We start from the raw sequence: 13,801 nt of genomic DNA, 5'->3' as shown, positions 1-13,801 counted from the left end.
GTTTTAAATTTTATCAATTAAAAGAAATATGAGAATCAAAGGGAGATAAATTTCAGCCATAAGCATAATTTTCTTTGCTGACCGCATTGAATTATCCTTAAAAAGTGAAAGCGTTTGAAGGAAGAACAAACCACCGCCAAAAATAGAAACAACAAGAGCATATTTCCCTGCAAATCCAGCTATTGTCGGCATCAAACCCATCGGCAAAAGCATAAATGTGTAAATCACAAGATTAACCGCTGTTATCCTATTATCTGAAGATGGCAAAACCTTAAAGCCAGCTCTTTCATAATCAGATTTACATAACAAAGCTATTGACCAGAAATGGGGGAATTGCCATATAAATTGAATTCCAAATAAAATAATCGCCCCAAGCTCAATTTGTCCTCTAACCGCAGTCCATCCAATCACAGGTGGAATTGCCCCCGGAATTGCTCCGACAAATGTACAAAGCGGAGTTATCCTTTTTAATGGAGTATATGCAAAAACATAAATTACAAATGCAATCAAAGCAAGCAAGCCACTTATACCATTGACAAATTTATAAAGGATATATTGACCTGAAGCCAACATCAAAATTGAAATTAAAATCGCTGTTTTCTTTTGCATCCTTCGGCTTGGGAGCGGTCTACTTGCTGTCCTTTTCATCATTCCATCTACTTTCACCTCAAAAACTTGATTCATCGCATTTGCAGAGCCAACGACAAGGAAAACACCCAAAATTGTCATGATAAAATTAAACAGCTCAATATCACCTCTATTCGCTATCAAATATCCCATAGCGGTCGTAAAAACGACAAGCGATGTTAAACGATGCTTTATCAAAAGGAGAAAATCATTCAAAAAAATTGAAAAACTTCTAAACATAACTTTAAACTCCTGATTTTGACAAAATTAATTCACTTTGTTCAAAGGCGACGGAATTTACTCCCTTCCATCCAAGCACAGCAAGTATAAGCGTTGTCCCAAGAATTGTAGCACCAGTTGCAACATGAAGGACAGTGACTATTACTGCAAGTTTCGTCCATACAACGAAAGCCCCAAGCAAAATTTGAAACACAATCAAAGCAAGCCAAAACTTCGCAAAATTTCCAAGCAACTTATCTTTATTTTTTATTGTTAAAACTGAAGCATAAATCCCAATCCCGGCAACAATGAATGCCCAAACTCTATGTGCGAAGTGAATTGCCACTTTAAATTGGAGCTCGGCATAACTTATCGGGAAAGGAGCGTTCGGATCATAAGGAAGAGCATTAAATGGCGGAATAATTTTACCGAAAGAAAGAGGAAAATCAGGGATAACGCTTCCCGCTTGTGTATGCCTTACAAGAGCCCCAAGCAAAACCTGTATAAACGCAAAAACAAATGTCAATGTATATAACTTTGCAATTTTCAAACTTGAAGTTACTTCTTTAACTTTAAAATTACTCCAAGCCTTTGAAGTGAAAAGAGATATTAAAAAGGTCATGCAAAGAACAATCTCAGCTAATGTTGCATGGGTTATAGCTATAGCCATTCTCACGGGTTCAACATGTCCAGTTGAAAATATACCTGTAACTGTGTCCTGAACTTTTGGATCCGAAACGACAAGCACCCTCAAACCACCAAGCATTGCTTGAAGTACAACAGACACAAAAGCGACGACGCTAAGAATTTTAACATATTTTGGTTGTTTGCTTTTCAAAGACCAAAGCATAAGGACTGTTATTAAAATTCCAACTGTTCCCGCAACAAGGCGATGTCCATGCTCGTACAGAACCCCACCAGCCATCCTTGGGAAAAGAGTTCCATAAGAAAGTGGCCAATCAGGAACGGCATCACCCGAACCAGTGCTTGTAACCGAAGCGCCAACACCAATTAGAAATACAGCAAATATAGCCGTTAATATTGCGAAACGATGCAGATTTTTTGAATACATCTATCAATTTTAATTTATTTTAGAAGAAGGGGAGGTTAAAAACCTCGCCCTCTAAAACGATCACCTTGATTATGAAAATTTTTATTTCACCTCAGCTTCAAGAGGAACTGTTTGCGGTATATAATCTTCATCGGCACTTGGAACACTATATTCATAAGGTCCACGATAAACAACAGGTAGTTCAGGACCCCAATTTCCATGTGGAGGTGGCGAATCAGCTTGCCATTCAAGCGTATTCGCTTTCCAGGGATTTTTTTCGGCTTTTGGACCTTTGAACATATTCCAGAAGAAATTGAAAAGGAAAACAAATTGAGCTACACCAGCTACAAAAGCTGCTATCGTTATGAACTTATTCAAGCCAAGGAATTGTGATGTAAAGTTATATTCAGTAAATGAATAATATCTTCTTGGAACACCCGAAATTCCCTGGAAAAACATTGGGAAAAAGATAAGGTAAACACCTATAAATGTCGCCCAAAAATGTATTTTACCAAGTTTATCATTCATCATTCTTCCAAACATCTTCGGGAACCAGTGGTAAACCCCTGCAAACATCCCGAATGCAGCAGCTGTTGCCATCGTGAAATGGAAATGTGCAACTACAAAATATGTATCATGAAGTTGTATGTCAACCGGAGCAGTTGCAAGAAAAGCACCTGTTAAGGCACCCGGAATAAACAAGCCAAGAAAACCAAGCGCAAATAACATCGCAGGTGTAAATCGCAAGTTACCACGCCATATTGTCACAAGATAGTTAAATATAAGAATCGCTGTTGGAAAAGATATGGCAAGCGTTGTTATGACAAAAACTTCACCAAGTATCGGGTTCATTCCACTAACATACATATGATGTCCCCACACAATCATACTTAATGCGCCAATTCCAATAATCGCACCTATTGAAACTTTATATGCGAATAATGGCTTTCTTGCATTTGTAGCAAGGATTTCACCGACGAGTGAAACCGCCGGAAGTAAAACTATATAAACTTCAGGGTGCCCCAAAAACCAAAAGAGATGTTGCCATAGAATCGGATTCCCACCTTCATGAGGAACGGGTTGCCCCCCAAGAACAAGACCACCTGGGACGAAGAAACTTGTCCCGAATTCACGATCAAAAATTAACATCACAGCCCCTGCAAGAAGAACTGGGAAAGAAAGCAACCCAAGAATGGCAGTTACAAACATCCCCCACACTGTGATCGGCAACCTTCCCATTGACATGCCTTTGGTTCTATAGTTAAGCGTCGTCGTAATATAATTTAACGCACCAAGTAAAGATGAAACGATAAATAAAGCCATGCTCACAAGCCAAAGCGTTGCTCCAACATCTGCTCCTGGAATTGAATTTTTAAGTGCACTTAAAGGCGGGTACATTGTCCACCCAGCACCTGCTGGACCAGTTTGAACAAAGAAAGAAATTAACATTACAACGGATGCTGCAAAAAATACCCAATAAGAAAGCATATTTAAAACAGGAAATGCCATATCCCTTGCACCAATCTGCAATGGGATAAGAAAATTTGAAAAAGTTCCACTCAAACCAGCGGTTAATAAAAAAAATACCATTATAGTGCCATGCATCGTTATGAGGGCAACATAAAACTCCGGCTTCAAAATTCCACCTTCAGCCCACTTACCAAGAATCTTCTCAAGAAAAGGTATCGGTTGATTCGGATAAGCAAGTTGTAATCTCATAAACCATGATAAAATCATGCCTATGAAACCCCAAATAACTCCAGTTATAAGGTATTGCTTTGCTATCGTTTTGTGATCTGTGCTAAAAATATACCTTGTTATAAAATTTTCTTTGTGATGAGCTTCAACTGCGATATGCTCATGGCTCATTTTTGCACCTCCATTAAATTTTTTAATAATATATATCGCCCGCCGGCGTTTGCTCGCTCAACCACTCTTGAACTTTCTCCATCGGTTCAACAACAACTGGCAATTTCATCCTGTAATGTCCAAGCCCACATAACTCCGCACATGCAAGCTCATATTCACCCTCCTTCTTTGGAACAAACCATGTCCTGGTCGTCATACCAGGAACTGCATCCTGCTTAACTCTAAAATTCGGCAAATAAGGACTGTGAATTACATCTTTTGACTTTATCAAAAAAACAACGGGATGATTTAAAGGTAAATACAGCACACCTTGTCCAGCTGGAAAAACTATATCATCCTTAGCTGCTTCATCACTTATATCAATCCCAAGCGGATTATCGTAAGAAATAAGATTTGGATCAGTCTTACCAAATTTCCCATCAGGTCCTGGATATCTTACGCTCCAAGCAAATTGTTCTCCCGTGATCTCAACAAGAAAAGCATCTTTTGGAACTTCTCCGTGAATTCTACTCCACAGGGAAGCTCCACCTATAAATTCAGCACTTATCTCAAGAATTATCACAACAAGGGTTCCAGGCAAAATTGACCATAAAATTTCCTTTTTTGTTTTCCCCGGAAGATAAAACGCTTTCCTTCCTGGCTCACCAGCATATCTAAAGACAAAGTAAGAAAGTGTAAGCTCACTTAAGATAAACAAGATACCCGCAATGATAAATATCGTCACAAAAATTTTGTCAATAGTTTCCCTATCTGATGCAAGTTCCGGAAGCCACCATCCATTTCTTAACACCACCCACACACTCGCAATTACGCCGAAAACAAAGAAAAACAAAAATAATAACCCGTGAATTTTGCTCTGTCTTTGAAACATTGCTTTAACTCCTGAATTTATTTTTTCCTCTCAAAAGTGAATTCAATCGTTTTTGTTTCCCCTGCTTTTACCGTCACAGTTTGCGTCTGTGTCCCAAGCCTTTCATGCCATGCTTCTATTGTATATGTTCCCGGGGGAAGATTTTTAATTTCAAATCCACCTTTATCATCAGTTACGCTGAAAAATGGATGATCAAGAACCCCAGCATATGCACTCATCCATGGATGAACATCACATTTAAATGGAACCATAATTTCTGGAGTTGTAAATGTGTAATAGCTTTTCATTCCTTTCACAGGTTGCCCGATGTTAAAAGGTTTATTCTTCTTCGGCATCGCATGAACATTGTGAAGTAATGGGTCACTATTTCTAATTTCAATTTTTTGTCCAACCATCACCCCAAAAACATGAGGATGATACCAACAACCCTGCTGATCAAGGACAACAGGTTCAGCTGGTGGGTTATACTTTCCCTTCACTCCTTCCTTAACATAAACAAAAACCCATTTCAAAGTTCCATTCTGATTGACAACAATATCTTCGGCTTGAACTTGTTTCCCACCATGGATTGCATCACATTGTCTGTCAGCCTTCATACTTATTAACCTCGGCTTCGGCGCCTCTCCAGCAAATTTTACAACCCCCTTAATCGTTGCATTTTGTGCGAAGGCATGAAAAGATAAGAGGATTGAAAATCCGATATAGATTGCTTTTTTGATCATTTGCTTTCAAGGTTTTGTTTTTAATTAGGACAAAATTCGTCTTAATTTAATACATTAAAAAGTAAAAGTCAAGTTTTAAAGATTAATTTTTCAATTCCATCGCCCAACCCAATGCTCAAAAATTTCTTGAAAAAGAGGTTAATTTTAAATAGATTTTAAACAAACACAAAAATGAAGCAACATCTTAATGATACTCGTAATACCATCTATCAAAATAAAACATGGAAAGTGCGCTTGTTTAATTCAAAGTTTGCCCGAATTCCCAAAAGTTTATCCAGATGATCCAATTAAAGTCGCTAAGATTTGGAGGAAAGAAAACGCACGGGCATTGTGTTTAATTGATGTTGATGGCGAAATATCGGGTAGACCACAAAATTTTGAAATAATTGAAAAAGTTGCCAACGAGGTTGACATCCCTGTTATAGTAAGCGGTGGATTTAGAACATATGAAGATGTTAAACAAGCAATTGACTCGGGAATCTTAAGAGTTATCCTTGATCCAGAAACAGTTAATGATTTAAAGCTTTTAAAAGAACTTGTCAATGAATTCACTTCAAAGCGAATTTCTTTAAAGATAGTAGATGAATCTGATGGAAAGAGCGAAAATTCGCACGCAATTGAGAACTCTTTGAAGGTCAAAGAATCTGGAATTGAACGAATTGTTTACAAAAATGTCTTTGAAGATGAAAATGTTAATTTCATTGGGCTTAAAAATTTCGTTTTAAAAATAAATCTAAAAATAACAGTTGAAGGAGAACTCAACAGTTATTATGAACTTAAAAAACTTTCTGATTTTGAAAAATGGGGGGTTGACTCTATTATAATGGGGAAATCCCTCTATTATAACAAATTTCCATGCCAGCGACTTTGGAGAATTGTTGAAAATGAGATAGATTTTAAATAAAAACAAAAATTGGTAAAGATGAAGAAGCCTTTTTTGGAAAGGTTACTTGATGATAGACCGATAATCTGCGATGGAGCAATGGGTACAATGCTTGATCTCTATGAATACCCAGAACAGCCAAGATGTATACATAACCTGCTCAACCCCGATATAGTTGCAAGAATTCACCGTGAATATATTGAAGCTGGTGCGGAAATAATTGAAACAAACACATTTGATGCGAATAGATTTCGTCTTGAATTTTATCACCTTCAGGATAAAATTAAAGAAATTAACAGAGATGGGGTTGAAATAGCGAAATCCGTCGCCGGTGATGATGTCTATGTTGCTGGGTCAATTGGTCCAACTGGAAAATTAATTGAGCCACTTGGAAAAATAAAAATTCAACAAGTTAAGGATGTAATTAAAGAGCAGGCGGAAATTTTAATTTCAGAAGGGGTTGATTTAATAATTCTTGAGACATTTGTTAGTTTAAACGAACTTGATGCAGCAATTGAAGCTGTTAAAGAAATATCTGACAAAATTCCACTAATTGCGCAAAAAACATTTCCAGAAGATGGTGCAATACTTGCGACTGATTTTCCAATAGAGGTTGTAAAGCATATAAAGGGAAAAGGTGTAACTGTCGTCGGCTCAAATTGCACTGTTGGACCACAAAGGATGTTTTCAATAATTAAATCAATGTATCAAGATGATGTGATTCTTTCAGCTCAACCCGCCGCTGGAATTCCAACGCTTGTTGATGGTAGGTCTGTTTATCACGCAAGTCCAGAATATCTTGCAACATATGCAAAACAACTTGTTGAAGCAGGTGTTAAGATAATTGGCGCCTGCTGTGGTTCAACACCTTCGCATATAAGAGCAATAGCAAACGCAGTAAAAGATTTAAGGCTTAAAAAACCAAAAATTGAAATCAAGGTAAAAGAACAAGGACAGATTGAAACACAACAAGAAAGAGGTTCAAAAGCTGAAGTAGTCGTATTGGAAGCCGAAAGTTCAAACTTTGCTAAAAAAATTGGGAAAAAATTTTTAACAACAGTTGAACTTGATATACCACGCGGACTTGACATAAGTTCTGTGATTGAAGGTGCAAAGTATTTGAAGGAAAATGATATTGATGCAGTAAATATAACTGATGGAGCAAGGGCAAGATTTAGAATGGACCCCGTTGCAATATCTCATCTTGTTCAAACGAAAACTGGAATTGAGACCATAACACATATCACATGCAGGGATAGAAACCTTATTGGATTACAAGGACTCCTTCTCGGAGCGTGGGCTCTTGGGGTCAAAAACATACTTGCGATAACAGGTGATCCGACAAAAATTGGTGATTTCCCACAGGCGACAACAGTTGGAGATGTTGATTCAATTGGACTTATAAAAATTTTGAGGAATATGAATCATGGTCTTGATGCAGTGGGGAACACAATTGGTGAGCCGACTCATTTTTTGATTGCTTGTGCAGCAAACCCAACAGCACAAAATCTTGATTATGAAATTTCACGACTTGAAAAAAAAGTTGAAGCGGGTGCTCAAATTGTCTTCACCCAACCTTTATATGAAATCCAAACACTTGAACTGTTCATTAAAAAGATTGAACATCTTAAAATTCCTGTAATGCTTGGGGTTCTACCCCTTAGAAGCTACAAACATGCTGAATTCCTTCACAATGAGGTCCCAGGAATAAACATTCCCGCCTGGGTTCGTGAGAAACTTTTCCTTGCCCGTGATGACGCAGGTAAAGTTGGAATTGAAATTGCATCACAATTCTTAAAAGAAGCAAAGCCACTTGTTCAAGGTGTATATCTTCTCCCACCCTTCAAAAAATATCATATAGCAATTGAAATACTTCAAAAAATCTAAAACAAACTTGAAATAGAAATGCTACCTGTAGAAATAATACGCAAAAAAAAGGGATGGTAAAAAATTAACAAAAGATGAAATATCGCTTTTCATCAACGGGTATTTAAACGGAACAATACCGGATTATCAAATGTCGGCTTTCCTAATGGCGATATATTTTCAAGGCATGGATTTTGAAGAGACAATATGTCTTACAGAGATAATGTTAAATTCTGGGCATGTTGTTGATCTATCAGATATTCCAGGAATTAAAGTTGATAAACATTCAACCGGTGGTGTTGGGGATAAGGTTTCCTTAATCCTTGCGCCAATTGTTGCCTCAGCCGGCGTCCCGGTACCAATGATCTCGGGTCGTGGACTCGGTCATACGGGTGGAACACTTGATAAACTTGAATCAATCCCGGGTTTCAAAACAAATCTTTCCATTGAGGAGTATAAAAAAGTTATTTCAGAGATTGGAGTTGTAATGATTGGGCAAACATCGGAGATTGCACCTGCGGACAAGAAAATTTACGCTCTTCGCGATGTAACAGCAACTGTTGAATCAATTCCTTTGATTTCAGCAAGTATAATGAGCAAAAAACTTGCTGAGGGAATTGATGCTCTCGTCCTTGATGTCAAAACTGGACAAGGTGCTTTCATGAGTGAATATGAAAAATCACTTCAACTTGCACAAACCCTTTTTACCATTGGGAAAAATTTCGGTAAGAAAGTCATCGCTTTTATCACAGATATGAATCAACCACTTGGATACGCTGTTGGAAATTGGCTTGAAGTTGTTGAATCTGTCCAATGCCTTCGGGGTCTAAATGTTCCAGATTTAATGCATTTAACCTATGTTCTTGCTGGAGCAATGATCATGCTTGGAGGGAAAGCGAACTCAATAGAGGAAGGGATGAAAATTGCGCAAAAAGTTGTCCTTTCGGGAGAAGCATATGAAAAATTTATTAAACTCGTGGAAAAACAAGGCGGAGATGTAAGCTATATTGAAAACCTTGAAAAATATCCGTTGCCAAAACATTCAATTGAAGTTAAAAGTATCTTTGACGGCTATGTTTATGAAATTGATGCTTTAGAAGTTGGAATAGTATCCGTCATGCTTGGTGCCGGAAGGACAAAGGTTGATGATGTAATTGACCCAAAAGCAGGAATTGTTCTAAAGAAAAAAGTCGGTGATAAAGTTGAAGCTGGTGAACCACTTGCCATTTTCTACACGGACAAAGATGATGTTATAAAAATTGCCAAAGAGCGACTTTCAAAAGCGTTTAAAATTAAACCTGAAAAACCAGAATTACCTAAATTGATAAAAACAATAATTGATAACGAAGGCATAAGGGATTGGAAATAAAAAAGGGCAGGCATATGCCTGCCCTTTTGACGCTTTACAGAATCATTTAATCAAAACCATTTTCTTCGTTGCAACAAAATCGTCAGCTGTCAATCTGTAAAAGTAAATTCCGCTCGCAAGCCCAGATGCATTAAACTCAACTGTATGTACACCCGCTCTCATATATTCATCCTTCAAAACAGCAATTTTCTCGCCGAGAGCATTAAACACCTCAAGTTTAACCTTTGCATCTCTTGGCAAAGCAAAACCAATTTTGGTCGTTGGGTTGAAAGGATTCGGATAGTTTTGATATAGTTCAAATCTGACTGGAACATCTGGGGTTGTAAATTCTACACCTGTTATCTTGCTTATTGAAAGTTGCAACAATCTCACAACATATTTAGGATTATGAACACCATGGCTTTTATCCTCAACGACATAACGATAGTTCCAATATGCTTGTTTCAATCTAACTGAATCAGGATCAGTTCTGATCTGCTGCCAATCAACTGTTGGTTGCCCCTTGGGTGGCAACGCCATTGCAAGTTTTTCAATTAAACCGTCAACTTCCTTCATAAATGGCTCAACTGTTCCATCCATATCATAATCATAAGACGCGATTATATCATCAAACTTTGTAATTCCAGTATGGCATTTTACGCAACCAGTGATGTTATCATATTCCTGACCATCTGGGGCAACATATTTCATTTTCCATGTATGCATCCCGATTTTATCCCTTGCAACATGACCAGTATCTGGAGTTGCAGACATATGGCAACCAACGCAAGCATTTTCAACAAGACGATGTCCAATACTGCTTGGTAAAGTTTCACCCCAAGTATATCCATTCTGACCAAGATAAACATCTCCAGCACCTGCATGGTGTGGTCCCCAAACAGAGCTGAGGTTTGTAGTGACATATGTTAAAGCATTCCTGCGATACTTGTGACAATTGATGCAAAGCTTGCCTTTTCCAAGATCAATCTGTGAATAATTGAATCCATTTGCAAGCGTATCCGCTGAGGCTGGAGCCTCTCTTAATTCCATTGAATGCGGATCATGGCAAGTCTGGCAAGTTATTGATGTATGTTGAATTCTGCTATAACCCGATGCTGCTCTGTTATCAAATGATTCATTTTTAACAAAACTCACAAAGGCTGCGCCATCATGACAACGAACACAAGCATTAAGGTTATACTGTCATGGTTGAATTGGTCCTGCGGGAGAGGTTCTAAATGTATTTGACCAAACTGCCTCAGCATGACCTGAGTATTCCCACTGGACATAGCGGTTATGCCTCCAGGGTTCATTATGGCATTGAGCACAAACTTCTGCACTCATAGTCTTTGGCTGAGTCCCTGCTCCATAGTGAGATGGATTCTTCGGACCATGGCAATTTTCACATCCAATAGTTGCAACTAAACTTAAAGCCTTCTTATCAGTTGTTAACAACGAGTCAAATAAACCAGCTCTTGGCGGTTTCCATTGATTCCAATCAAAACCAAGCTGTATCGCTACATCATCGTAACCTCCATTATTTGCCATCAGATTATATCCAGTTGTATGACATCTTCCGCACCTTGCCGGATCCCAGTAAGGGGCAAGCTGTCCATTCATACCACGTTCAAAAATAGTCGCGTGATCTGATGATTTCCACTTTGAATAAATTTCCGGTGTAACGCTCTTATGACAAGTTGCACAATTTAAACTTGAACTCCCAATCTCTTTCCAATCAACCCCTGTGTAATTTGCAGCTATGATTGTAATTGTGGTATCATCAACGCCATTAACAACAAGCTTAATTTGATATGTCCCAGCCAAATCAGGGATAAATGAAACTAATTGAGCATTTGTGCTACTTAAAACCGCATTTGAACCTGCTGGTTTATCAACAATTGACCACTCATAGCTTGTAGCGGGCTTAAAAGCTGTATCACCCGAGACATCATAACCATTAAGCCACACAACCGTGCCAGTTCCAACAACCGACAAACCAGAAGATATACTATCAAGATTCGCAATCCCCATTCCTTCTAATTCATGTGGTGACATTCCTTTAATTTTGATATAAGCCTTTTGGGCAAAAAGAGATGAGCTGAAAACTAAAAGCAAAAGCAATAAAGTTGTTACTTTCGCTTTCATCTTTACACCTGAATTTAGTTTTTCTATATGTGCGTAACATTTGAAGGCAATTTTTATGCCAGATTAAAAAACCTTAAAATTCACTAATCTTTAAAGCCCCTATGTTCAAAATAGTCACGATTTATTTTCAAATCAATGTCTCGTTTTTCAACATTTTAATTATTTTTCAATTTTTGCTTTTTCCCCCATTCTTTGAAGCATAATCTCTTTCCACTCTAAAAAATCCCCCTGAACTATGTGTTTTCTTGCTTCACCGACAAGCCAGATATAGAAGGCGAGGTTATGTATTGAGGCAAGTTGAAGGGCGAGAATTTCATCAGCGTTAAAAAGATGGCGAAGGTATGCCTTTGTAAAATTCCTGCAGGTATAGCAGTCACACTCTGGATCTACGGGGGTGAAATCTTCTTTATAAATTGCATTTTTTATACTAAATTTCCCATTCCTTGTGTATAATGTGGCATTTCTTCCATTTCGTGTTGGTATCACACAATCAAACATATCAATTCCTCGTGAAATTGATTCAAGTATATTTTCGGGAGTTCCGACCCCCATAAGATATCTTGGTTTATTTTGAGGTAAAAGAGATGCAGTAAATTCTGTTATCTGGTACATTATTTCAACTGGCTCACCAACCGCAAGCCCGCCTATGGCATAACCATCAAATTCAAGCTTTAGAAGTTCTTCAACACTTTTAGCTCTTATCTCTGGGTAGATACTTCCTTGAACGATTCCAAAGATTGCCTGGCTATGCCCATAAAGTGGCTCTGTATTATCAAATTTTTCCCTTGCTCTTTTAGCCCATTCAATTGTCAATTGATTTGACTTAAAAGCGTAATCATAATCACATGGATAAGGCGTGCATTCATCAAGGCACATCATTATGTCCGAGCCAAGTATTCGTTGAATTTCAACAACGCTTTCAGGAGTGAAAAAATGATATGAGCCATCAATATGCGATTGAAATTTCACACCATCTTTTGATATTTTTCTAAATTGAGCTAAACTAAAAATTTGAAAACCGCCGCTGTCTGTTAAAATTCCCCTATCCCAGCTTATAAATTTGTGTAACCCCCCAGCCTTGTAAATAATATCAATTCCAGGTCTTAAGTAAAGATGGTATGTATTTCCAAGAATTATCCGAGCCCCTATTTCAATAAGTTCCCTCTGTTCAACTGCTTTAACGGTACCCTGTGTTCCAACAGGCATGAAAACTGGCGTTTCAATAACACCGTGATCGGTATAAATAAGTCCAGCACGAGCCGATGTTTTTGTATCAACAGCTACAAGCTCAAATCTGAACACTTTAAACCTTTGACCACAATTATTTTTATGCTTCTTCTTCTGTTACCTGGTGAAGCTCACTTGCAACTTCTTCCTCATCAAGGTCAACTGTTATATCTTTCATCAAGTCATTTATCAACCAATTTGCTATCATATATCCAACCGCGAGTCCAACGCCAAGAGCGGTCAAGCTGGCAAGTATGATTTTAACTTCTTTTTTCATTTTTCATCCAAGTTTTGTTTTTAAAATTTTATCCTGCTGTTATAATTTCATGAATTTTACCGTCAACTATTTTCACGATTCTATCTGCTCTTTCAGCGAGCTTTTCATTATGAGTTGCGATGATAAAGGTTTGCCCATGTTTTTTATTTAATTCAACTATTAAATCATGAAGCGCTTCTGCATTTTGACTATCAAGGTTCCCAGACGGTTCATCTGCAAGAATTATTTCAGGAGAATTCATCAACGCTCTTGCAACCGCGACCCTTTGCTGTTCCCCGCCCGATAGTTCCGATGGTTTATGTTCTATTCTGTCTGCAAGTCCAACTTCTTTGAGAAGTTCATATGCCCTATCTTTAGCCTCATCAAAACTTTTACCTGCTATCATTGCTGGCATTGCGACATTTTCAATTGCGGTAAACTCCGGCAAGAGGTGATGAAATTGAAATACAAAACCAATTTTTCTGTTTCTGAACTTAGCAAGTTCAACATCGCTCATTTGAAAAACATCAACTCCATCAACATAAACTTTGCCCTCGCTTGGTCTGTCAAGTGTACCAAGAATGTGAAGAAGTGTGCTTTTCCCAGCACCCGAAGCCCCAACTATAGCAACTATTTCTCCTCTTTTAACTTCAAGATCTATACCTTTTAAAACATGAAGTTAAAAGAGGAGAAATAGTTGCTATAGTTGGGGCTTCG

At 37.9% G+C, this 13,801-nt stretch carries 13 protein-coding genes; 3 read left to right on the top strand and 10 right to left on the bottom strand.

What is annotated here, in order from left to right; genetic code table 11:
• Positions 1-3 precede the first annotated feature (3 nt).
• The 5 genes from cyoE to AT685_RS08110 form a co-directional block, all read right to left on the bottom strand.
• Positions 4-867: a heme o synthase gene (gene cyoE, locus AT685_RS08130; protein WP_072152247.1), complete on the bottom strand. Its 864-nt coding sequence runs from the start codon at positions 865-867 to the stop codon at positions 4-6.
• Positions 868-871: 4 nt separating this feature from the next.
• Complete coding sequence (locus AT685_RS08125; RefSeq protein WP_072152246.1) at positions 872-1,918, bottom strand: COX15/CtaA family protein; 1,047 nt, start codon at positions 1,916-1,918, stop codon at positions 872-874.
• 81 nt (positions 1,919-1,999) lie between these two features.
• Positions 2,000-3,766: a cytochrome c oxidase subunit I gene (locus AT685_RS08120; protein ID WP_081040654.1), complete on the bottom strand. Its 1,767-nt coding sequence runs from the start codon at positions 3,764-3,766 to the stop codon at positions 2,000-2,002.
• A gap of 22 nt (positions 3,767-3,788) precedes the next feature.
• Positions 3,789-4,637, bottom strand: a complete 849-nt coding sequence (locus tag AT685_RS08115) for a cytochrome c oxidase subunit II (RefSeq protein ID WP_072152244.1) — start codon at positions 4,635-4,637, stop codon at positions 3,789-3,791.
• Between the two features lie 17 nt (positions 4,638-4,654).
• Entirely contained in the window at positions 4,655-5,359 is a 705-nt protein-coding gene (locus tag AT685_RS08110) for a carboxypeptidase regulatory-like domain-containing protein (protein WP_081040653.1), read from the bottom strand.
• Between the two features lie 187 nt (positions 5,360-5,546).
• On the opposite strand from AT685_RS08110, the gene AT685_RS08105 reads away from it, so the two are divergent.
• The 3 genes from AT685_RS08105 to AT685_RS08095 all read left to right on the top strand — a co-directional run bounded on the left by AT685_RS08105 (position 5,547) and on the right by AT685_RS08095 (position 9,477).
• Positions 5,547-6,263 carry a HisA/HisF-related TIM barrel protein gene (locus tag AT685_RS08105; RefSeq protein WP_072149518.1) on the top strand — a complete coding sequence of 239 codons (717 nt, stop codon included), beginning with the start codon at positions 5,547-5,549 and terminating at the stop codon, positions 6,261-6,263.
• 18 nt (positions 6,264-6,281) lie between these two features.
• On the top strand, positions 6,282-8,129 hold the full coding sequence (locus AT685_RS08100) for a bifunctional homocysteine S-methyltransferase/methylenetetrahydrofolate reductase (protein ID WP_072152243.1): 1,848 nt from the start codon (positions 6,282-6,284) through the stop codon (positions 8,127-8,129).
• A gap of 79 nt (positions 8,130-8,208) precedes the next feature.
• On the top strand, positions 8,209-9,477 hold the full coding sequence (locus AT685_RS08095; RefSeq protein WP_081040652.1) for a thymidine phosphorylase: 1,269 nt from the start codon (positions 8,209-8,211) through the stop codon (positions 9,475-9,477).
• Positions 9,478-9,519: 42 nt separating this feature from the next.
• Here the strand turns inward: AT685_RS08095 and AT685_RS08090 are convergent, their stop codons facing one another.
• From AT685_RS08090 to AT685_RS08075, 5 genes are all read right to left on the bottom strand, one after another.
• Entirely contained in the window at positions 9,520-10,611 is a 1,092-nt protein-coding gene (locus AT685_RS08090; RefSeq protein WP_143713191.1) for a T9SS type A sorting domain-containing protein, read from the bottom strand.
• A 48-nt stretch (positions 10,612-10,659) separates the two neighbouring features.
• On the bottom strand, positions 10,660-11,601 hold the full coding sequence (locus tag AT685_RS08085) for a multiheme c-type cytochrome (RefSeq protein ID WP_072152241.1): 942 nt from the start codon (positions 11,599-11,601) through the stop codon (positions 10,660-10,662).
• Between the two features lie 159 nt (positions 11,602-11,760).
• Complete coding sequence (gene tgt, locus AT685_RS08080; RefSeq protein ID WP_072152240.1) at positions 11,761-12,903, bottom strand: tRNA guanosine(34) transglycosylase Tgt; 1,143 nt, start codon at positions 12,901-12,903, stop codon at positions 11,761-11,763.
• Positions 12,904-12,928: 25 nt separating this feature from the next.
• On the bottom strand, positions 12,929-13,105 hold the full coding sequence (locus AT685_RS08505) for a hypothetical protein (protein WP_159420513.1): 177 nt from the start codon (positions 13,103-13,105) through the stop codon (positions 12,929-12,931).
• 28 nt (positions 13,106-13,133) lie between these two features.
• On the bottom strand, positions 13,134-13,745 hold the full coding sequence (locus tag AT685_RS08075) for an ABC transporter ATP-binding protein (RefSeq protein ID WP_081040651.1): 612 nt from the start codon (positions 13,743-13,745) through the stop codon (positions 13,134-13,136).
• Positions 13,746-13,801: the final 56 nt, after the last annotated feature.

It is taken from the genome of Candidatus Kryptobacter tengchongensis, assembly GCF_001458555.1.
Taxonomy (GTDB): domain Bacteria; phylum Bacteroidota; class Ignavibacteria; order Kryptoniales; family Kryptoniaceae; genus Kryptonium; species Kryptonium tengchongense.
This window is presented reverse-complemented; position numbering and strand designations above follow the sequence as displayed.

Bases quoted from the DNA above. Each gene is read 5' to 3' on its own strand.
- cyoE (WP_072152247.1), bottom strand. From the start codon at position 867: ATGTTTAGAAGTTTTTCAATTTTTTTGAATGATTTTCTCCTTTTGATA.
- AT685_RS08125 (WP_072152246.1), bottom strand. From the start codon at position 1,918: ATGTATTCAAAAAATCTGCATCGTTTCGCAATATTAACGGCTATATTT.
- AT685_RS08120 (WP_081040654.1), bottom strand. From the start codon at position 3,766: ATGAGCCATGAGCATATCGCAGTTGAAGCTCATCACAAAGAAAATTTT.
- AT685_RS08115 (WP_072152244.1), bottom strand. From the start codon at position 4,637: ATGTTTCAAAGACAGAGCAAAATTCACGGGTTATTATTTTTGTTTTTC.
- AT685_RS08110 (WP_081040653.1), bottom strand. From the start codon at position 5,359: ATGATCAAAAAAGCAATCTATATCGGATTTTCAATCCTCTTATCTTTT.
- AT685_RS08105 (WP_072149518.1), top strand. From the start codon at position 5,547: ATGATACTCGTAATACCATCTATCAAAATAAAACATGGAAAGTGCGCT.
- AT685_RS08100 (WP_072152243.1), top strand. From the start codon at position 6,282: ATGAAGAAGCCTTTTTTGGAAAGGTTACTTGATGATAGACCGATAATC.
- AT685_RS08085 (WP_072152241.1), bottom strand. From the start codon at position 11,601: ATGAAAGCGAAAGTAACAACTTTATTGCTTTTGCTTTTAGTTTTCAGC.
- AT685_RS08505 (WP_159420513.1), bottom strand. From the start codon at position 13,105: ATGAAAAAAGAAGTTAAAATCATACTTGCCAGCTTGACCGCTCTTGGC.